18 protein-coding genes and 1 pseudogene are annotated in these 21059 nt (G+C 60.5%); 12 read left to right on the plus strand and 7 right to left on the minus strand.

Features of this window, described 5'->3' with window-relative positions; genetic code table 11:
• The first annotated feature begins 11 nt into the window (after positions 1-11).
• Positions 12-1286 carry a beta-ketoacyl-ACP synthase II gene (fabF, locus tag ACZZ0D_RS05040; RefSeq protein WP_463552597.1) on the plus strand — a complete coding sequence of 425 codons (1275 nt, stop codon included), beginning with the start codon at positions 12-14 and terminating at the stop codon, positions 1284-1286.
• On the opposite strand, the pseudogene ACZZ0D_RS05045 reads toward fabF, so the two are convergent.
• The 3 genes and pseudogenes from ACZZ0D_RS05045 to eat all read right to left on the minus strand — a co-directional run bounded on the left by ACZZ0D_RS05045 (position 1283) and on the right by eat (position 3735).
• Positions 1283-1841: pseudogene (locus ACZZ0D_RS05045) on the minus strand (TetR/AcrR family transcriptional regulator). The gene fabF and the pseudogene ACZZ0D_RS05045 sit on opposite strands and share 4 nt — an antisense overlap.
• A gap of 139 nt (positions 1842-1980) precedes the next feature.
• A complete protein-coding gene (locus ACZZ0D_RS05050; protein ID WP_080896048.1) occupies positions 1981-2148 on the minus strand; it encodes a DUF2897 family protein in 168 nt (55 codons plus the stop codon).
• Positions 2149-2370: 222 nt separating this feature from the next.
• A complete protein-coding gene (gene eat / locus ACZZ0D_RS05055) occupies positions 2371-3735 on the minus strand; it encodes an ethanolamine permease (RefSeq protein WP_053122419.1) in 1365 nt (454 codons plus the stop codon).
• 396 nt (positions 3736-4131) lie between these two features.
• Between eat and kdpF the strand changes: the two genes are divergently transcribed.
• The 6 genes from kdpF to ACZZ0D_RS05085 all read left to right on the plus strand — a co-directional run bounded on the left by kdpF (position 4132) and on the right by ACZZ0D_RS05085 (position 12295).
• Entirely contained in the window at positions 4132-4221 is a 90-nt protein-coding gene (gene kdpF / locus ACZZ0D_RS05060; RefSeq protein ID WP_007899818.1) for a K(+)-transporting ATPase subunit F, read from the plus strand.
• 8 nt (positions 4222-4229) lie between these two features.
• Positions 4230-5924: a potassium-transporting ATPase subunit KdpA gene (gene kdpA, locus ACZZ0D_RS05065; protein WP_159811558.1), complete on the plus strand. Its 1695-nt coding sequence runs from the start codon at positions 4230-4232 to the stop codon at positions 5922-5924.
• Between the two features lie 10 nt (positions 5925-5934).
• Positions 5935-7992 carry a potassium-transporting ATPase subunit KdpB gene (gene kdpB / locus ACZZ0D_RS05070; RefSeq protein ID WP_212543727.1) on the plus strand — a complete coding sequence of 686 codons (2058 nt, stop codon included), beginning with the start codon at positions 5935-5937 and terminating at the stop codon, positions 7990-7992.
• 231 nt (positions 7993-8223) lie between these two features.
• The gene (kdpC, locus tag ACZZ0D_RS05075; RefSeq protein ID WP_401241543.1) at positions 8224-8769 is read left to right on the plus strand and encodes a potassium-transporting ATPase subunit KdpC; all 546 of its coding nucleotides are present in this window, start codon (positions 8224-8226) and stop codon (positions 8767-8769) included.
• Between the two features lie 130 nt (positions 8770-8899).
• Positions 8900-11551, plus strand: a complete 2652-nt coding sequence (locus tag ACZZ0D_RS05080) for a DUF4118 domain-containing protein (protein ID WP_463552598.1) — start codon at positions 8900-8902, stop codon at positions 11549-11551.
• A gap of 48 nt (positions 11552-11599) precedes the next feature.
• Positions 11600-12295, plus strand: a complete 696-nt coding sequence (locus tag ACZZ0D_RS05085; protein WP_053122408.1) for a response regulator — start codon at positions 11600-11602, stop codon at positions 12293-12295.
• Positions 12296-12378: 83 nt separating this feature from the next.
• Here the strand turns inward: ACZZ0D_RS05085 and ACZZ0D_RS05090 are convergent, their stop codons facing one another.
• Positions 12379-13419, minus strand: coding sequence for a patatin-like phospholipase family protein (locus ACZZ0D_RS05090; protein WP_159811562.1), 1041 nt, complete (start codon positions 13417-13419; stop codon positions 12379-12381).
• Positions 13420-13636: 217 nt separating this feature from the next.
• Here ACZZ0D_RS05090 and ACZZ0D_RS05095 point away from each other — a divergent pair, with 217 nt between their 5' ends.
• From ACZZ0D_RS05095 to ACZZ0D_RS05105, 3 genes are all read left to right on the plus strand, one after another.
• Positions 13637-13915, plus strand: a complete 279-nt coding sequence (locus ACZZ0D_RS05095; RefSeq protein WP_053122404.1) for a hypothetical protein — start codon at positions 13637-13639, stop codon at positions 13913-13915.
• A gap of 76 nt (positions 13916-13991) precedes the next feature.
• On the plus strand, positions 13992-14759 hold the full coding sequence (locus tag ACZZ0D_RS05100) for a CHAD domain-containing protein (RefSeq protein WP_212549026.1): 768 nt from the start codon (positions 13992-13994) through the stop codon (positions 14757-14759).
• 202 nt (positions 14760-14961) lie between these two features.
• A complete protein-coding gene (locus ACZZ0D_RS05105) occupies positions 14962-15756 on the plus strand; it encodes an acyl-CoA thioesterase (RefSeq protein ID WP_053122383.1) in 795 nt (264 codons plus the stop codon).
• Position 15757: 1 nt separating this feature from the next.
• Here the strand turns inward: ACZZ0D_RS05105 and ACZZ0D_RS05110 are convergent, their stop codons facing one another.
• The 3 genes from ACZZ0D_RS05110 to ACZZ0D_RS05120 all read right to left on the minus strand — a co-directional run bounded on the left by ACZZ0D_RS05110 (position 15758) and on the right by ACZZ0D_RS05120 (position 18819).
• A complete protein-coding gene (locus ACZZ0D_RS05110; RefSeq protein WP_463552599.1) occupies positions 15758-16123 on the minus strand; it encodes a DUF962 domain-containing protein in 366 nt (121 codons plus the stop codon).
• A gap of 231 nt (positions 16124-16354) precedes the next feature.
• Positions 16355-17836 carry a methyl-accepting chemotaxis protein gene (locus ACZZ0D_RS05115; protein ID WP_463552600.1) on the minus strand — a complete coding sequence of 494 codons (1482 nt, stop codon included), beginning with the start codon at positions 17834-17836 and terminating at the stop codon, positions 16355-16357.
• 173 nt (positions 17837-18009) lie between these two features.
• Positions 18010-18819: a TatD family hydrolase gene (locus ACZZ0D_RS05120; RefSeq protein WP_463552601.1), complete on the minus strand. Its 810-nt coding sequence runs from the start codon at positions 18817-18819 to the stop codon at positions 18010-18012.
• Between the two features lie 236 nt (positions 18820-19055).
• Between ACZZ0D_RS05120 and ACZZ0D_RS05125 the strand changes: the two genes are divergently transcribed.
• A complete protein-coding gene (locus ACZZ0D_RS05125; RefSeq protein WP_053122376.1) occupies positions 19056-20477 on the plus strand; it encodes an MltF family protein in 1422 nt (473 codons plus the stop codon).
• Positions 20478-20586: 109 nt separating this feature from the next.
• The gene (locus ACZZ0D_RS05130) at positions 20587-21021 is read left to right on the plus strand and encodes a DoxX family protein (protein ID WP_053122374.1); all 435 of its coding nucleotides are present in this window, start codon (positions 20587-20589) and stop codon (positions 21019-21021) included.
• Positions 21022-21059 lie beyond the last annotated feature (38 nt).

Consider the following 21059-nt stretch of genomic DNA (forward strand, 5'->3'; position numbering starts at 1 on the left):
GTAACTGCGGTATGAATCAGCGTCGAATTGTAGTTACCGGGATGGGTCTGGTTTCGCCTTTGGGCAGTGATGTCGAAGTCGTTTGGCAGCGGTTACTGGGCGCGCGATCTGGTTTGCGCACTCTACCGGAAGCGGTGAGCGCTGATTTGCCCACCCGCGTCGGCGGCATAGTGCCAACGCTGGCGGAGGACGCCGAAGGCGGTTTCGATCCCGATCGCGCCACGCCGCCGAAAGAACAGAAGAAGATGGATCGCTTCATTCTGTTCGCCATGGAGGCAGCGCGGCAGGCGTTGGAGCAGGCAGGATGGCATCCGACCGACGCTGCGGGTCAGGAGCGTACGGCGACGATCATCGGATCCGGCGTAGGTGGTTTCGGTGCGATCGCCGATGCAGTGCGCACCACGGACAGTCGTGGCCCGCGACGGTTGTCACCGTTCACCATTCCGTCATTTCTGGTGAATCTGGCCGCTGGTCATGTATCGATCCAGCATGGTTTGAAAGGCCCGTTGGGCGCACCGGTCACGGCATGTGCTGCTGGTGTTCAGGCAATCGGCGATGCGGCGCGCATGATTCGTGCGGGCGAAGCGGACATTGCTGTGTGCGGCGGGGCGGAGGCGGCGATTGATCGGGTCAGCCTCGCTGGTTTTGCGGCAGCCCGAGCCCTGTCCAGCGGTTACAACGACACGCCGGAACGTGCTTCGCGTCCTTTCGACAGCGGTCGCGACGGTTTCGTGATGGGCGAGGGCGCCGGGTTGCTGGTCATTGAGTCACTCGAGCATGCCCTTGCGCGTGGCGCTCAACCCTTGGCTGAATTGGTTGGCTACGGTACCAGCGCTGACGCTTATCACCTGACTGCCGGGCCTGAAGATGGCAGCGGTGCGCGACGGGCGATGGAGCTGGCACTGGCTCAGGCCGGCATTAAAGCCTCTGATGTGCAGCATCTCAACGCCCACGCCACTTCAACGCCAGTCGGGGATCTAGGCGAGTTGGCGGCGATCAAGAGTGTGTTCGGCGCAGAAAACAAAATCGCCGTGACCTCGACCAAATCGGCAACCGGACATCTACTCGGTGCGGCAGGCGGCCTGGAGGCAATCTTTACGTTGCTGGCAATCCGTGATCAGGTGGTGCCACCGACACTCAACTTCGACAACCCCGATCCGGCGAGCGAAGGTGTCGACATCGTGCATGGTGAGGCACGTTCAATACCAATCGAATATGCGTTGTCCAACGGCTTCGGCTTTGGCGGCGTCAATGCCAGCGTGTTGTTCAAACGCTGGAAAGACTAGTCCTGCTGATTTTTCAGATGCGCGCGCGTAACGCCGAGGATGCGCTGGGCCAGCTCAGGATCTTCGACACTACGCGCCAACACCAGGGCCCCCAGCAGGGTAGCCATGATCACGATGCTGCGGTCGGCGGCCGTTTCGCCCTCGAGCGTGTTCTGCACTTGCTCGAGTCGCGCATTAAGCACAGCGTCGGTGGTCGGGCTTGGCTGTCCGCGCAAACCGAGCTCCGAAGACATGGTCGGTAACGGGCAGCCTTCATGGGGCGAGGTGTAGTGCCATTCGGACAGGTAACTGTCGATGAAGGCTTCCAGAGGTTGCTCTTCAGAAAACAACATCGCGCAGTGCGCGTCGAGTTGTGCGCCGGCTTCTTGCAGGGCCTTCTCCACCAATTCGTCCTTGGATTTGAAGTGCGAGTAGAAGCCACCGTGGGTCAACCCCAGTGCCTTCATCAAGGGTTGCAAGCCTGTGGCGCCGATTCCGTCCTTGCGAAATCGTGCCGAGGCCTCCTTGATGATGCGCTGATGGGTCTGGGCTTTATGGTTCGTGCGAGTAACGCATCTGAAACTCTCTCCGCAACAATGCCCCCATCTTAACCACACAAAATTAAATGGTGACTGTACTTCTACTTCTAAAAAGCATGCAGATAAGTCCAAAGCGTATAAAAAACACAAACCCCGCCGATTTGGCGGGGTCTGGTTCAGCGGTCTTGCGCTTCTTTGGCGTCCGCTTCGGCGTTGCGTGCAGCCACGCGTTTGCGTTCTTCATCGGTCAGTTCGACCTTGTTGGCGGTGTCTCGCAACATCATCAAACCGCCAACGATCGAGCCGATTGCAACGACCAGAATCAACCAGGCATACCAGGGCATAACGGCTCTCCTTAATAGCAGATCGATCGACGAGGATTTCGCCGTGCGACGCTGCTTACCACTTTTGAGCGAAGTGACTTCGCAGTGGTTCCATTCTAGGCCTGATATCCCTGCAGCACCTTAATTCCCTGTAGGAGCTGCCGAAGGCTGCGATCTGTTGATCTTGTGTTTTTAACAAGCAAAGGCAAAAGATCGCAGCGTGCCGCAGCTCCTACAGGGGACTTATTGGCCCGTGAGCATGGCGTCGGCCGGCGCATTGGCGCGTAACTGCCCGGTCAGCAAAAAGTAGCCAAAACCCACGGCCATGAAGCCGAGGAAAATCAGCCCGATCAAGGCGTTGAACCACGCCATCGCCACCAGGCACACCACCGCCAATACCAGCGCGATCATCGGGATCAGCGGATAGCACGGCGCGCGGAAAGTACGCTCCAGGTTCGGCTCCGATTTGCGCAGTTTGAACAGGCTGAGCATGCTCATGATGTACATGACGATCGCGCCGAATACGGCCATGGTGATCATCGCGGCGGTGAGGGTCATGCCGCCGAGGTTGATCAGGCCGTCGCTGTAGATGGCGGCGATGCCGATGATGCCGCCGACAATGATCGCGCGGTGCGGCGTCTGGAAGCGCGAGAGTTTTGCCAGCGAAGCGGGCAGGTAGCCGGCGCGGGCGAGTGCGAAGAACTGCCGCGAGTAGCCGAGGATGATCCCGTGGAAACTCGCCACCAGCCCGAACAGGCCGATCCAGACCAACATGTGCAGCCAGCCCGAATTGTCGCCGACCACGGTTTTCATGGCTTGCGGCAGTGGATCGTTGATGTTGGCCAAGGTGCGCCAGTCACCGACGCCGCCAGCAAAGAACATCACGCCCATCGCCAATAAAACCAGAGTGAGAATGCCGCTGATATAGGCCTTGGGAATCGTGCGTTTCGGATCCTTGGCTTCTTCGGCAGCCATCGCCGCGCCTTCGATGGCGAGGAAAAACCAGATCGCAAAGGGAATCGCCGCGAACATCCCGGCAATCGCGGGTGCGCCGAATACGTCGGAACCGGCCCAGCCATTCAGAGCGAAGTTGCTGAAGCTGAAGGCCGGCGCGACCACGCCCATGAATACCAGCAACTCGGCAACAGCCAATACGCAGACGATCAGTTCAAACGTCGCCGCCAGTTTCACCCCGAGGATGTTCAAGCCCATAAAGACGATATACGCGCCGACCGCTGCGTGTTTTGGGTCGAGCGCCGGAAACTGCACATTCAGATAAGCGCCAATCGCCAGCGCAATCGCCGGTGGCGCGAAGACGAATTCGATCAGCGTCGCCAACCCTGCGATCAGCCCACCTTTCTCGCCGAAGGCGCGACGGCTGTAGGCAAACGGCCCGCCCGCATGAGGAATCGCGGTGGTCAGTTCGGTGAAGCTGAAGATAAAGCAGGTGTACATGGTCGCGACCATGAACGAAGTCACCAGAAAGCCCAGCGTGCCAGCGACGCCCCAGCCGTAACTCCAGCCGAAATATTCCCCGGAAATCACCAGGCCGACGGCGATGCCCCACAGGTGCAACGTGCCCAGCGTGGGTTTGAGTTGTGTGTTCATGCGCTTGCTCCCTGAACGGTTTGGAAAGCTCGGGAGAGGGCGCGTGCAGTGGGCGTGCCATTGTGGTGAAACAAGTCGTAATAAGTTGAATGGGGTCGTATCGGGGATGTTGGCTGTTGGATGAGTGTTTTCTGTGCGCCAGTTGGGTGCAGTGGTGCCTGTTTTGACGCTATCGCGAGCAGGCTCACTCCTACAGGGGAACGCATTCCAACTGTAGGAGTGAGCCTGCTCGCGATGGGGCCTGTGCAAACGCCAGAAAATCTCCGTAAAGCCCGCATAAACACACTCTTTACGCTTTCTTTATGCCCAGCCAACCCCCTCGGTCTCGTTCCTTTACAGCCTCCTTTCCGACAATTACCCCACACGCGGCAATACGCCGTAACACGGAGATCTTCCATGAGCGTTCTGGACGGGGTGTCACTGCTACTGGCAGTGGGGCTGTTCATTTATCTGTTGGTTGCGCTGTTGCGCGCGGATCGGAACTAGGAGCGGCTATGCACAGTTATGACTATTGGCTGATCCTCGCGTTTTTTGCGTTGGTCCTGCTGCCGGCGCCGTTCCTCGGGCGCTTCTACTACAAAGTGATGGAAGGTCAGCGCACCTGGCTGACGCCGATTCTTGGCCCGGTCGAGCGCGGTTGCTATCGCATCTCCGGTGTCGATCCCGAGGCTGAACAGAGCTGGCAGAAGTACACCCTGGCGCTGCTGGCGTTCAACCTTGCCGGTTTCCTGCTGCTGTTCGCGATTCTGTTGTTCCAGGATCACTTGCCGCTGAACCCGCAGAACCTGCCGGGCCAGGAATGGACGCAGGCGTTCAACACCGCGATCAGTTTCATGACCAACACCAACTGGCAGTCCTACAGCGGCGAAGCGACCCTCAGCTACCTGAGCCAGATGGTCGGCCTCACCGTGCAGAACTTCGTCAGCGCCGCCACCGGCCTCGCCGTACTGGTCGCGCTGTGCCGTGGCATTGGGCGAAAATCGACGAAAACCCTCGGCAACTTCTGGGTCGACATGACTCGCGCCACCCTCTACGGCTTGCTGCCGCTGTGCTTGCTGCTGGCGCTGTATCTTGTCTGGCAAGGCGTGCCGCAAACCTTCGCGCAGTATGTGCATGCGGTAACGATGCAGGGCGTTGATCAAGTGATCCCGCTCGGCCCTGCGGCCAGCCAGATTGCGATCAAGCAATTGGGCACCAACGGTGGTGGCTTCTTCGGTGTCAACTCGGCGCATCCGTTCGAGAACCCGACCGCGTGGAGCAACCTGTTCGAAGTCACCTCGATCATTCTGATCCCGGTGGCGCTGGTGTTCACCTTCGGTCATTACGTCAAAGACCTGCGTCAGAGCCGCGCGATCATCGCCTGCATGCTGGCGCTGTTCCTGATCGGCGGCGCGACCTCGTTGTGGGCCGAGTACCAACCGAACCCGACCCTGAACAACGCCGCCGTCGAACAGACCGCGCCGCTGGAAGGCAAGGAAGCACGTTTCGGCACCACCGCCACCGTGCTCTGGTCGGTGACCACCACGGCCGCGTCGAACGGTTCGGTCAACGGCATGCACGACAGCCTCAACCCGCTCAGCGGCATGGTCGCGCTGGTCAACATGATGGTCGGCGAAGTGATCTTCGGCGGCGTCGGTGCCGGGCTTTACGGCATGTTGCTCAACGTACTGATCGCGGTGTTCCTCGCCGGTTTGATGATCGGCCGAACCCCGGAATACCTCGGCAAAAAACTCCAGGCGCGGGAAGTGCAATTGCTGGTGGTGACCTTGCTGGTGATGCCGGTCGGCGTGCTGGTGCTCGGTGCGATTGCCGCAGCGGTGCCCAGTGCTGCGGCGACCATCAGCAACCCCGGCCCGCACGGTTTCAGCCAGTTGCTCTACGCCTACACCTCGGCGAGTGCCAACAACGGTTCGGCGTTCGGTGGCCTAAGCGCGAACACGCCGTTCCACAACTTGATGTTGGGTCTGGGCATGTTGATCGGTCGCTTCGGTTACATCCTTCCGGTTCTGGCCTTGGCCGGCAGTCTGGCGATGAAGAAAACCGCACCGATCGGCCAGAACAGCTTCCCGACCCACGGCCCGCTGTTCGTGACCCTGTTGACCGTGACCATTTTGCTGGTGGGCGGCCTGACCTTCCTGCCGACTCTGGCTTTGGGCCCAATCGCTGAACATCTGAGCATGGGCTTCTGAGGACTTATCGATGAATATGCCCGCAATCAAACCCGCTGCCGTTAAGGCGCCGGAACAAGCGAAAACCGCGATCTCGGCCCTGTGGCGTCCGGCGCTGGTGCAAGCTTTCGTCAAACTCGACCCTCGGCAGTTGAAGCGTTCGCCGGTGATGCTGGTGGTCGAACTGACCGCGATTTTCACCACCGTGCTGTGCTTCCTCCCGGATGCCGACGTACCGACCTTCGTCGCCGCACAAATCGCCTTGTGGCTGTGGTTCACCGTGCTGTTCGCCAACTTCGCCGAGGCCTTGGCCGAAGGTCGCGGCAAGGCCCGCGCCGACAGTCTCAAGGCTGGCAGCGAAGGCCTCAGCGCTCGACGCAAACAAGCCAATGGCAGCTTTCAGGTCGTGCCTGCGGCAAGTCTGCGCAAGGGCGATGTGGTGCGCGTCGAAGCCGGGGAAATGATCCCCGGTGACGGCGAAGTCATCGAAGGCATCGCGGCGGTCAACGAAGCAGCGATCACCGGTGAATCCGCGCCAGTGATTCGCGAGTCCGGCGGCGACCGTTCGGCCGTCACCGGCAACACGCGGCTAGTGTCCGACTGGTTGCTGGTGAAGATCACCGTCAACCCGGGCGAGTCGACCCTCGATCGCATGATCGCCTTGGTCGAAGGCGCCAAACGCCAGAAAACTCCGAACGAAGTGGCGCTGGATATTCTGCTGATCGGCCTGACGTTGATCTTCTTGCTGGTCGTGGTGACGCTGCAACCGTTCGCCCATTTCGCCAATGGCAGCTTGCCGCTGGTGTTCCTGGTGGCGCTGCTGGTCACACTGATTCCGACCACCATTGGTGGTCTGCTGTCGGCGATTGGTATTGCCGGGATGGATCGTCTGGTGCGCCTCAATGTGATCGCCAAGTCTGGCCGTGCGGTAGAAGCGGCGGGCGACGTGCACGTGCTGCTGCTCGACAAGACCGGCACCATCACTTTCGGTAACCGTCGCTGCAGCGCGGTGTATGCCGCGCCGGGTGTGAATGGTCGTGAGTTGGCCGAGGGTGCGCTGTTTGCTTCGCTGGCCGACGACACCGCTGAAGGCAAGTCGATCGTTGAGTACCTGCGCGGTCTGCATCCGCAAGCTGAACCGGCGCCGGAAACCCTGACGGGCGTGCCGTTCAGCGCCGAGACGCGTTTATCCGGCGTCGACTATCAGGGACGTGTATATCGCAAAGGCGCAGTGGATTCGCTGCTGAGTTTCCTCGGTCAGAAACGCGCGGATCTGGCCCCGGCGCTGGCGCGGGAAATCGACAAGATCGCGCAGAGCGGTGGCACGCCGTTGCTGGTTTGCGCGGACGGCAAATTGCTCGGCGCGATCCACCTCAAGGACGTGGTCAAACCGGGGATTCGTGAGCGTTTTGCCGAACTGCGCAAACTCGGGATTCGCACGGTGATGGTCACCGGCGACAACCCGCTGACCGCTGCTGCGATTGCTGCTGAAGCAGGTGTGGATGATGTGCTCGCCGAAGCCACGCCAGAGAAAAAACTCGCGCGTATTCGTCACGAGCAAAACGACGGTCGCCTGGTTGCGATGTGCGGCGACGGCGCCAACGATGCTCCGGCGCTGGCCCAGGCTGACGTTGGTATGGCGATGAACGACGGCACACAAGCGGCGCGTGAAGCGGCGAACATGGTCGATCTCGACAGCGACCCGACCAAGCTGCTGGACGTGGTGCAGATCGGCAAGGAATTGCTGGTGACCCGTGGTGCGCTGACGACCTTTTCCATCGCCAACGACGTGGCCAAATACTTCGCGATTCTGCCAGCGCTGTTTGCCTCGATTTATCCGCAACTGGGGGTGCTGAACATCATGCAGTTGACCAGCCCGCAGAGCGCGATTCTCTCGGCGATTGTGTTTAACGCATTGATCATCGTTGTGCTGATTCCGCTGGCATTGCGCGGTGTGCGCGTGCAGGCAGCGAGTGCGGCGGCGTTGTTGCGGCGCAATCTGTTGATCTATGGATTGGGCGGGATTCTGGTGCCGTTTGTGGGGATCAAGGCGATCGACATGTTGCTCACGGCGTTGCATTTGGTTTGAGGCTGGAAGAGCCCCTCACCCTAGCCCTCTCCCGGAGGGAGAGGGGACTGATTGAGGGTGTTATTGAGAGCTGCACCGACCTGAGCTATCGAGTCGAACTCAGGTTTTGAAAAGCATAGAAATCGGCTCCCTTTCCCCCTCGCCCCCTTGGGGGAGAGGGCTGGGGTGAGGGGGAAGCGATCCCCCTGACACCCCACAAAAAGTTTGCCCAACGAATTCGAGGATTTTGAAATGTCCACAATGATACGTCCCGCCCTCAGCCTGCTGGTGCTGATGACTCTGGTCACCGGTGTCGCCTACCCGCTGGTGGTCACCGGCATCGCCCAGGTCGCTTTCCCCGAGCAAGCCAACGGCAGCCTCGTCCACGATGCCACCGGCAAAGTCCGCGGCTCGTCCCTGATTGCTCAGGATTTCGTCGGCGATGCCTGGTTCCATCCACGTCCTTCCGCCGGCGCCTTCGCCACCGTGTCCAGCAGCGCCAGCAACCTCGCGCCGAGCAACCCGGCACTCGCCACGCGTGTGATCGACGACGCCAACAAATTGCAGGTGCCCGGCCAGGGCCCGGTGCCGTTAGCGCTGTTGACCACCTCCGGCAGCGGCCTCGATCCGCACTTGCCACCGGCGGCAATTGCCTATCAACTGGCGCGAGTCGCGGCAGCGCGCAACCTGCCGGTCGCGACCTTGCAGCAACTGCTCGATGCGCACATCGAACAGCCGCTGGTGGGGCCGCCGGTGGTCAATGTGCTGGAGCTGAACATGGCACTGGAAAAACTCTGAATCGGCGGCGCGGCCATTCGCGAGCAAGCCCGCTCCCACAGGGGTACGCGTTCCAAATGTGGGAGCGGGCTTGCTCGCGAAGAGGCCATCACAGTCACCGCATCACTATCAGCAAGAGAGAGCATCAAGCATGAGCGACTCCGGCCGCGCCGACGCACTGTTAGCAGACCTGCCCCGCGACGGCCGGGGCCGGCTCAAGGTTTTCCTCGGCGCCGCCCCCGGCGTCGGCAAAACCTACGCCATGCTTCAGGCCGCGCACACGCAACTCCGTCAGGGCGTAAAAGTCCTCGCCGGCGTCGTCGAAACCCATGGCCGCGCCGAAACCGAAGCGCTCCTTGGCGGCTTGCCGCAACAACCGCTGCTGCGCTCGGAATACCGTGGCGTGATGCTCGAAGAAATGGATCTCGACGGCATCCTCGCGGCCAGACCGAAACTGGTGCTGGTCGATGAACTGGCCCACAGCAACGCCCCCGGCAGTCGCCACGACAAACGCTGGCAAGACATTCAGGAATTGCTCGCCGCCGGCATCGACGTGTTCACCACGGTCAACGTCCAGCACCTTGAAAGTCTTAACGATCAGGTACGCGGCATCACCGGTGTGCAGGTGCGCGAAACCCTGCCGGACTGGGTGCTGCAAGAGGCTTACGAACTGCTGCTGATCGACCTGCCGCCACGCGAATTGCTCGAGCGTCTGCGCGAAGGCAAGGTCTATGTGCCGGAACAGGCGCGCGCGGCGATCGATGCGTTTTTCACCCAGACCAACCTCACCGCATTGCGCGAACTGGCGATGCAAACCGCCGCCGCGCAAGTCGATAACGATCTCGCCCAAGGCTATCGCCAACTCGGTCAAGCCGCGCCGGCGGTGCGTGGCAGGTTGTTGGTCGGAGTCGATGGCGACGCGCAGGCCGAACGCCTTGTGCGCCACGCCAGCCGTGTCGCGCAGCGTCGGCATTTGCCGTGGAGTCTGGTGCACGTCGATAACGGCAGTGTGCGCGACGAACAATCGCGGCTGCGTCTACAAAGCGCTCAGCAGTTGGCCGAACGCCTCGGCGGTGAAGTGGTTTTGTTGCGCGCCGGTGAGGTGGCGAAAACCCTGATCCAGCATGCCGCCGAACGTCGCGCGAGTCTGGTGCTGGTCGGCCAGTCGCGACCGCGTTTGCGTCGTCGACTGTTCGGTGGCGGTCTCGCAACGCGTTTACTGCGCCAGGCCCACGGTCTGGAAATCAACGTCCTCGACAGCGATCACCAACAGCATCAACCGCGCCAACGCAATCCGCTGACGCTGGTGTGGTTCGATTACGCGCTGGCATTGGTCGCCACGCTATTGGCCAGTGCCTTGGCGTGGGCGGTGTCGAGTGTGTTGCCGCTGCCGAACATCTCGCTGGTGTTCCTCGCGGCGGTGTTGGTGGTGGCGGTGCGCAGCAGCCTCGGCCCGGCGCTGGCCTGTGCCGCGCTGTCGTTTCTGACCTACGATTTTTTATTCATTCCGCCGAATTTTTCCTTCAGCATCCAGCGCGAAGAAGACGTGCTGACCCTGCTGTTTTTCCTGTTGATGGCGGCGCTCACCGGCAACCTTGCGGCGCGTCAGCGTCGACAATTGCAGGCGTTGCGCGACACCCAGGAAGAGACCACCGAGCTGCTCGATCTGTCGCGCAAACTCACTGCCGCAACCGATCGTCAAGCCGTGGTCAGCGCCGCCGCGCAACACCTCAACGGCTGGAGCGATCTGCAACTGTGCCTGCTCAATCGCGACGGTCAGGGCGGCTGGAAAGTCGAGACCGGCGGGCCGCTGCAATTCACCGAAGCCGAACGCGCCGCCGCCGATTGGGCCTGGCAACACGATCAACCGGCGGGTATGGGCACCGGCACGTTGCCATTCGGGCGTTGGTGGTGGTGGCCGTTGTCGGTCGAGGATGGGCCGCTGGCGCTGCTCGGCGTCTGCGCCAAAGAAGGCCAGACCTTGAGCGGTCAGCGTCGACGTCTGCTGACCGCATTGAGCCAGCCGCTGGCGCAGGCACTGGCCCGCGCGCAACTGGCCGACGATCTCGAAGCTGCACGCCTGCATGGCGAAACCGAGCAATTGCGCAGTGCGCTACTGGCCTCGGTTTCACATGATTTGCGCACGCCGCTGACCGCCATGCGCGGCAGCATCGACAGCCTGTTGGCGCTCGGCGAAGCGATTCCGCTGGAGGATCGTCGCGAGCTACTTGAAGGCACCCGCGACGAAGCCGAGCGTCTTGATCGCTACATCCAGAATCTGCTCGACATGACCCGCCTCGGCCACGGCGCGTTGAAGCTGGCGCGGGACTGGGTGTCGCCGGCGGACATCGTCGGCAGTTCGCTCAATCGTCTGCGCGCGGTACTGGCGCCGTTGCAGGTCAGCACCGAGGTGCCGGCCGAGTTGCCGTTGCTGTTCGTGCATGCTGCGCTGATCGAGCAGGCGTTGGTCAACGTGATGGAAAACGCCGCACGGTTTTCGCCAAATCACGGTCGTCTGGAATTACGCGCCGGCGCCGATGACAGCGAGATTTTCTTCTCGGTCAGTGACGAAGGCCCGGGAATTCCCGAAGACGAGCGCGCGAAGATTTTCGATATGTTCTACACCGCCGCACGCGGTGATCGCGGCGGGCAGGGCACCGGTCTTGGCCTGGCAATCTGTCAGGGCATGGTCGGTGCACATGGCGGACGAATCACCGTCGCTGACGGCATCGAAGGTCGCGGCACTTGCATCACCCTGCACTTGCCGTTGCAGGCGCAACCGGGGGTGGACAATGAAGCCTGATGCCGACTGCGCTACTCTCTTGCCCATCTTTTGTGTTGATGTGAATTCATGAGCCAGACCGCGACCATTTTGGTCATCGACGACGAACCGCAGATCCGCAAATTCCTGCGCATCAGCCTCGCCTCACAAGGCTACAAAGTGCTCGAGGCTGGCACCGGCGCCGAGGGCCTGGCGCAAGCGGCGCTGAATAAACCGGACTTGCTGGTGCTCGACCTCGGCCTGCCGGACATGGACGGCCAGCAAGTGCTCCGTGAGTTTCGCGAATGGGCCACGGCGCCAGTGCTGGTGCTGTCGGTGCGTGCCAGCGAAGGGCAGAAAGTCGAGGCACTGGATGGCGGCGCCAACGACTACGTGACCAAGCCGTTCGGCATTCAGGAATTTCTTGCGCGGGTGCGGGCGTTGTTGCGTCAGGCGCCGGCGGGGGAGGCGCAACAAGCGGCGCTGAGTTTTGGCCCGCTGACCGTGGATCTGGCCTATCGGCGGGTGCTGCTCGACGGCGTCGAAGTGGCGTTGACTCGCAAGGAATACGCGGTGCTGGCGCAACTGGCGCGGCATCCGGGAAGGGTGATCACCCAGCAGCAATTGCTCAAGGATATCTGGGGGCCGACGCACACCGAGGACAGTCATTATCTGCGGATAGTGGTGGGGCATTTGCGGCAGAAACTGGCGGATGATCCGACGCGGCCACGGTTTATTGTGACGGAGGCGGGGGTTGGGTATCGGCTTATGGAGTTTGTGGGATAGCTAAAAGATCGCAGCCTTCGGCAGCTCCTACATTGCAATGCGTCCTCCTGTAGGAGCTGCCGAAGGCTGCGATCTTTTGATCTTTACTGCTGTTGCTCACTCTCATACCGATCCATCGTATCCCGCGCAATCTCCCTGCCCAGCGCGATCAATTCCGGCGCTTTGTAAAACTCGAAAAACCGGCAAACCCGCTTCGGCACGTTGATCAAAATATCCGGTGGATACCCGGCAATCTTGTACTGCGCCAACGAAGTCTGCATCACCTCGAAACTCTGGTTGATCAGATCCAGCAATGACGCCGGCCCGACGTTATCGATGATGAACGAACCCGTCGCCGATTTCGGCGCGCCTTCACGCTCAGGCGCGGCGGCCGGTTGCTGATTATCGGGGTCGGCGCCTTCCAGCCACGGATTGATATCCGCCGCTTCCGCACGCAACGCTTCCTGTTCCAGCTTCAACAACTGTTCAGCCTGGGTGCGACGAAACGGCATCTTCGAGCCCAACGAACTGATCAAACTGTCGAAACGCGAACGAAACGCCGGCGGACGCTGGATCACCGGCAGTTTGTAATGCCGCTGGTTGGTCGAGTTGAGATTGACCGCGATGATCAAATCACAGTGGCTGGACACCACCGGCACGATCGGCAGCGGGTTAAGAATGCCGCCATCGACCAGCATGCGATTGCCTTGCATCACCGGGGTGAACAGGCTGGGAATCGCCGCCGAAGCGCGCATGGCCTGGTGCAGACAGCCTTCCTGAAACCAGATTTCCTGTTGATTGGTGAGGTCGGCGGCGACGGCGGTGTAGGGGATGCGCAGGTCTTCGATATTGATCTCGCCGACGATTTTGCGGATCTGCCCGAAGACCTTTTCACCGCGAATTGCGCCGAGGCGGAAGCTGACATCGACCAGGCGCAACACGTCGAGGTAGTCGAGGCTTTCGATCCAGTTGCGGTATTCATCAAGTTTGCCGGCGGCGTAGATACCGCCAACCACCGCGCCCATCGAACAACCGGCAATGCAGGCGATTTCGTAACCGCGTTTTTCGATTTCTTCAATGACTCCGATATGGGCATAGCCCCGGGCGCCACCGGAGCCCAGTACCAGCGCGACACGCTTTTTCATCCAGCTTCCTCCCGACAAGGTTGCACAATGCACCCATCGGGCAAGCGGCTCAATCGCCGAGGTCGCTCAGCGGCGCAGTCGCGTCGTTTTTTCGATACTTCATGGCCGCGCGGGGCTATCCTTTTCGCCACCGCAGAATCACGGCCGCACAAGGCACTTTTTCGCCGCCGAACCGTCTTACCTGCACGACTGTTGACCTATTTTTGAGGTGTAAGTGATGAAAGCCTGGATCTGTGTGCCCTTGATCGCCCTGGCATTGGCCGGTTGCGCCGGCAAGACTGCGTACCGCGACAGTTGCGGCAGCCAGCTCGACACGGCGTGGCATGAGCTGGATCTGGCCAAGGCCGAAGGCTTTGCCGGCACCGTCAGTTATTCCAAAGCGTTGTCGTTGCTGACGGCGGCCAAAACCCAGCAGCAATTCGAAGGTTTCGAAGGTTGCGCGAGCAAGGCCGAGAAGGCGCGTTTCTACATTCGCGAATCCCGCGCCGGCCGTTAAGCGGCTGACCTGAAGCAAGGATGCTGCGCTGACGAGGCGCCAGACTCCTCCCCAAGACGTTCTGAAGGAGCAAGTGATGTCTGCGTTGGTTGATCGGTTGGTGGCTCATATCCTGAGCATTGAAGTGCGATTGCTCAGTTGCCAGGCGCGGCTGACGGCGCGTACTGATCCTGAAGCGCTGCACGATCTGCGTACCACCGTGCGTCGCTTGCGCAGCTTGTTGCGGCCATTGCGCGGCTTGCCCGGGGTTGAGCAACTGGAAGACGCAGCCTCGGCGGTCGGTCAATTGACCACGCCGTGGCGCGATCGCGAAGTGCTCGCGGCTTACTTGCTGGAACACGATCAACCGCTAGCGGCGCAGCGGCGCATGGCGCAGATGGCGGAGGCTTACCCGGCACTGGCGGCGAGTGCCGAGGTGGCCTCGCTGCTGATGATTCTCGACGCTTTTCCACGGTTTATTCGTGCGTCTCAGCGTCAGGGCTTGCTCAAAGGTCTGGCTAAACGCATCGAAAAACGCCTCGGCAAACAATGGAAGAATCTCGATCAGGCGCTGCATGATCCGGCGCATGATCGCCATCGTCTGCGTCTGTTGATCAAGCGTGTGCGTTACGGCATCGAGGCGTATCCAGAACTGGATCGTCTGCCGGAAGCGGCGCTGCCACGCTTGAAGTCTGCGCAAGGGGCTCTGGGCGATTGGCACGATTGCTGGCAGTGGCTGGCGAAAGCCGAACTGGAAACCGATCTGCAACCGTGTGTCGCCACCTGGCAGGCAGGTTTGATCCAAGCCGAGGCCAAGGCTGATCGTGTGCTCGAAAAACTCAGCAGCACCTGCTTCAAATCCTGAAGACACCGCATCACCCCCTGTAGGAGCTGCCGCAGGCTGCGATCTTTTGATCTTGTTTTTCAACATCAAAAGATCGCAGCCTGCGGCAGCTCCTACAGGGAGTGGTGTCTGATCTGTCAGCGCATTTGACCGGAATAGACGCTGCGGTGCTCTCCGGCTGTGGTTAAGATCCCTGCATTCATTTTCGTTTTCTGAGGTTGCCATGCGCTTTTGTGATCTGCTCGATGCGGTGCGCCGCCAGCCGGAACTGTCGATCCCCGCCGAATGGGCTCAGGGCCGCGCCAGTTTTGGTGGCCTGGTTGCCGCGCTGCAATACGAAGCCATGCGCGCGAAAGTGCCGGCGGATCGACCAGTGCGTTCGCTGGCGATCACCTTCGTCGGCCCGGTCGAGCCGGAAGTCCCGGTGAGTTTTGAAGTGGATGTGCTGCGTGAAGGCAAAGCCGTCAGCCAGGTGCTGGGCCGGGCGATGCAGAACGGTCAGGTGGTCACGCTGGTGCAAGGCAGTTTTGGCGCCTCGCGTCCTTCGGAAGTGGCGATTGCCGCTGAGCCTGCGCCGGACATGAAGCACTGGGACGAATGTCAGGAACTGCCGTACATCAAAGGTGTGTTGCCGGAATTCATGCGCCACCTGGCGATGCGCTGGACGATTGGCGGTTTGCCGTTCACCGGTAATTCTTCGCGGGACATGGGCGGTTGGGTGCGTTTGCGTGGCGACGTGAAGGAAGAGCCAGTGACCGAGGCGCACATTCTTGCGCTGGTCGACGCATGGCCGCCGTCGCTGCTGCCACATCTGAAGAAACCGGCCATGGGCAGCACGCTGACCTGGACCATCGAATTCGTCCAGCCGTTACGTGAATTGAGCACGCTGGACTGGTGCAAGTACCGCGTGGAAACCGAGTACGCCGCCGACGGCTACGGGCATGCCGCCGCCAAGCTGTGGAGCGCGGAGGGCGAGTTGATTGCCATGAGTCGGCAGACCGTCACGATCTTCGCCTGACTCAATGCCGACGGTGACGCTCTCGCCAGGCGCGCCACCAGCCGCCGCTGAGAAAGAACCGTGGAAAAGTCAGAAACTGCTCGACCAGCAAACGTGAAATCGCGTCTTTGCGATCACTGAACGGCTCGGAGGCTTGTGCCTCCAAGCGGTGCCCGTGACGCTGCAAACCTAGCGCCGCGACGATGCCAATCACGCCGATGGCGACACTGGCCAGGCTCAGGTTGAACACGCCAGAGACGATCAACAAAAACGCCACGATGAACAACGGCACGGCAATCAGGTGCAACACCAGATTGGTCGGGTGCTGATGATTGCCCGGGTACGCGCGCCATTGCCACGCGGGAAGGTTGGGGTGTCGTTTGCCCATGATGTGGCTACTCCTCGATCCATGTTGATTGCATGGATGAAGAATAGGCCGGGCCGGGAAGGGCGGCGAATCGAGGTTGGCTATTGAAGTGATAGGCGTCATGTTCGGATTCGATGTCGGCCCATCTGACGCCTTCGCGAGCAAGCCCGCTCCCACAGTGATCTCCAGTGAAAACCCATTTTGTGAACTCCAGTGAAACCTGTGGGAGCGGGCTTGCTTGCGAAAAGGCCCTCAGAGTTTCAACTGCCCAATCGCCTTGCTCAGTTCCCCAGCCAACGTCGCCAACTCATTACTGGTCGTCGCCGAATCCACCGTCTGCTGCACGGTGTTCTCGGTCACATCGCGAATGCTCACCACCGCCCGATTCATCTCCTCGGCAACCTGACTCTGCTGCTCAGCAGCCACGGCAATCTGCGTATTGCTCTCGCGCATCTGCGCCACTGCGCCGGTGATCTCGGCCAGCGCCGCGCCAGCTTCCTGCGCCTGCTGCACACAATCGTCTGCCTTATACGAACTCTCCTGCATGAAATCCACCGCGTCGCGCGTGCCGGCCTGCAAAGCCGACACCATCGTGGTGATCTCATCAGTCGAAGCCTGCACACGTTTCGCGAGGTGGCGCACTTCATCGGCGACCACCGCAAAACCCCGACCCATTTCCCCGGCACGCGCGGCCTCGATGGCAGCATTGAGAGCAAGCAGATTGGTCTGTTCGGCGATGCTGTGAATCACGCTGACCACACCGTTGATCTTCTGACTGTCCTCAGCCAAGCGTTCAATCATCTCGGCAGTCTGCTGCACGCCGCTGGACAGACCGGCGATCGAATGCTGCACCCGCGCCACCACTTGCTGACCACTGCCGGCCAGACCGTCAGCGGTCTGCGACAAATCGCGGGTGGCGCCCGCGTGCTGGGCGATGTGATAGACCGTGGCGGTCATTTCATTGATCGCCGTGGCCGCTTGATCGGTTTCGCTCTGCTGACCGAGCATGCCGTGACGCACCTCGTTCATGCTCGCCGCCAGACGCGCCGCACCGACATCCAATTGCCTCGCGGTGTTGGCGACAGTGGTGACCACACGCTGATAACCGGCTTGCATCGCGTTGAACGCACTGGCCATCTGCCCGACTTCATCTGTGCAGGCCAATGGCACGCGGGCCGAGAGGTCGCCGCTTTTCTCGACGTGCAGCATCACGTCTTTCAGGGTGTTGAGTTGGCTGAGCAGGAAGCGGATCAACAGTTGTGAAGCGCCGAGCATGGCCAGCATCAGGATCAATACGGCCACGGCGAAGTTGGCAAAACGCTCATCGAATACCTGCGCCAGGCTCGGGCCATAAGCGATCACGGCGACGCGTTGACCGTCGGCACGGCCGAACACCTCGGCGCCCATCAACGGATTTTTGCCGAACAATGGCATCGGGTTGATCTCGATCCAGCCGTTGCTGTCGGCGATTTCCAATAACGGTTGATCGTTGAGGCGCGGCGCTTCACCGCGTTTAAACGTCAGCACTTGATCGGCTTTGGGCAGCGCTTGCCCGACCGGCCAGGCCTTGAGCAACTGCGCCTGGGCCTGCGCGGAGGCCTTTGACGCATCAGTGCGCGCCTGTTGTTCGAGGTGTACGGCGTACAACACCAACAACAAAGTGGTGACGAAGGCGACCGCGTTGACCGCCCAGAATTTGTATTTCAGCGAGATATTGCTAAGCCAGGCACCCATGGAGGTCTTCTCTGATAGCGGAAACAACATTGGCAAGGTGCCAGCATTGTGCCGCTACGGAGGGATCTGGATTTGATGTGGGTCAAAAGATTAAAAGATCGCAGCCTGCGGTAGCTACATGGTGTACGTCATTCCAATGTAGGAGCTGCCGCAGGCTGCGATCTTTTTGCGGCTTACACCACCAATGCCGGGAGATTGAAGAATGCGCGGGCGCACGCGGTGGTGTGCGCAGCCAGGTCCTCCCCGGTTTCCCCGCGATGCAGAGCAACCTCGCGCAACACCTCCGTCAGATACGCCGGCTCATTACGCCCGTTCTTCGGTTTCGGTCGCAACGTACGCGGTAACAAATAAGGCGCATCGCTTTCCAGCATCAGCCGTCCGCGTTTGATCTCTTTTACCAGCGGATGCAGATGCGTGCCCCGACGCTCGTCGCAGATCCAGCCGGTAATGCCGATGTGCAGATCCATGTCGAGATAACTGAACAGCGCTTTTTGCTCACCGGTAAAGCAATGCACCACCGCAGCAGGCAACTGATCGCGGAAGCCTTTCAGTATCTCCAGTAGTCGCTGACTGGCATCGCGCTCGTGCAAAAACACCGGCAACTGCAGCTCAACGGCCAGCGCCAGATGTTCTTCCAACACCTTCTCCTGCTGCGGACGCGGCGAGAAATCGCGATTGAAATCCAGCCCGCATTCGCCCACCGCGACTACGTTCGATTCCTTCAACAAACTGCGCAAACGCCCCGCGCTGTCAGCGCTCCAGTCACTGGCCGAATGCGGGTGAATGCCGGCGGTGGCGAACAGCCGTTGACCGCTCTCATCCAGTTGCTGACACAGCTCCAGCGCCTGTTCGCTACCCTCGACGCTGGTGCCGGTCAGCACCAGTTGGCAGACCCCGGCGGCGTAGGCGCGGTCGAGTACGGCCTGGTGTTTGTCGGCGAAACTTGGGTTGGTCAGGTTGACGCCGATATCGATGAGTTGCATGGTTGCTACCTCGGGCCGAAGGCCGGAAAGCATACCAGAGCTGTAGATTCATAAGAAAAGCCAAGAACTACAACGAGTTAAAGCTGTCTTTTGATGCCGCGAGACCCGTCTGATTGGCAGCAATGCCAACGCTGTGCCAGTCTCTCGCACCTTGCCAGCGCTCCAGGCGCTCTGTTTTCGTCGGTGATTTCGACCGTTCAGCGGTGAAATTGCCCCGTATTCTTTCCGGAGAGTGGATGGTTCGTCCCTCGGTTTTGTTGCTGTTGTGTGGATCGCTGCTGCTGCCGATGACGGCGGTTGCGCGCCTGCCCGGGCCGCTGCAAGCCGTGCCGGCCGCGAAAGTGCGCGATCTCTCGGAGATCCGCAGCAGTCGCGTGTTGCGGGTGCTGGTCAACCAGAGCCGCAACAGCTCCGGCGAAGTCCAGGGCCAGGCCATCGGCGTCGAATACCATCGCTTGCGGGCCTTCGAGCAATACCTCAACGGTCACGCCCGTGACGGTCAGGAAATCACCCTCAAGATCATCCCCAAATCCAAGGATCAATTGCTCGGCGCCTTACAGCGTGGCGAAGGTGATCTGGTGGCGCCGGGAGAATTGCTCGACCTGCAACCGGGTCACGCGGTCGCCAGCAGTGAACCGATTGCCAGCAACGTGCCGCTGATCCTGGTCGGCATCAAGGGCGAGCGACGCTACACCAAGGTTGAACAACTCTCCGGCAAAACCCTCGCCTTGCCGACCGGCAGCGCGGCGGGGGAGGCTGTAAGCCAGCTGAATCAGAAACTAGCGCTGCACAAACTGGCGCCGATCAAGATCGAATGGGTCGACCCGACACTGGCGGTCGAAGATGTGCTGGAAATGGTGCAGGGCGGGATTTTCCACCTGACCATCGTCGAGCAACCCATCGCCGAGCGTTGGGGCAAGATCCTGCCGAAATTGCGTTTTGATCGGCAGTTGATGATCAGCGAGCCTGGCGAAGAGTACTGGTTCGTCCGCCGCGACGCCTCGATGCTGCGGGCGAGCATTGATCGCTTCTTGACCGGCTACAAAAAGCCGTCCAACGAAGATGCGGCGTTTCTGCGCATCTACCGTCGCCTCTATCAAGTTCACTATCCGTTGGCCAAGGCTGATCGCCAGCGTCTGGAAAAACTGCGCCCGACCCTGCAAAAACACGCTGACGCGCAAAAAATGGATTGGCTGAACCTGGCGGCGCTGGCGTTCAAGGAGTCCGCGCTGCAACCCAATGCCCGTAGCGGCAGTGGCCCAACCGGGCTGATGCAGATCACCCCGTCCGCCGCGCAACGCGTCGGCGTCGACAATATTCAGAATCTCGATGCCAATGTGCAGGCCGGGGCCAAATACCTCGCGATGATCCGGCGCAAGTTCTTCAACAGTCCCAAGCTCAACGAGCGCGAGCGCATGGCCTTCACGCTCGCGGCTTACAACATCGGCCCGGAGCGGGTGCAAGGCATGCGCGCCGAAGCGCGGCGGCGTGGCTTGAACCCCAATCAGTGGTTCTTCCAGGTCGAGCGCATTGCCATGGAGCAGGTGGGAATGGGGCCGGTCAGCTATGTTAATAGCGTGAACAAGTATTACTTGGCGTTCGACCGGGAGCGAGAGTCGTTGGAGCCCGGAGGACAAAAAGTAGCCTCACGGAAGTGATCTAATAATTTGATTGTTATGGCGGAATAATTGCGCTTTTATCATGAAATTAACTGATTAATATAGCGGCCAACCAACACACACTTCTCGCAAAACAAGGAATGCTTCCATGAGTTCACTGATCAACAAAGTCCTGTTCACCCGCGCCGGTTACGGTCTGACCATCCTGCGCATCGCTGTCGGTGTGATCTTCGCGGCTCACGGTTCGCAAAAGCTGTTTGGACTGTTCGGTGGTTACGGTTTGTCCGGCACCGCGCAATACATGGACAGCATCGGTTTGCACCCGGGTTACCTGATGGCGACGCTGGCGGGTGGTACCGAGTTCTTTGCCGGTCTGGCGCTGATCATCGGTTTACTGGTTCGTCCGGCGGCGCTGGGTTTGACCTTCCTGTCGCTGGTGGCGATCTTCACCGTACACATCAGCAACGGTTTGTTCATGGCCAACAACGGTTACGAATTTGCCTTGGCCCTGCTCGGTGGCAGCCTCGCGGTACTGATCGAAGGCGCCGGCAAACTCTCGGTGGATCGCGCCATCGCTGGCTGATCGCAAAACCCGGACAAAAAAAGGCCCGTATCGTGAGA

The organism is Pseudomonas sp. AC193 (assembly GCF_979258075.1).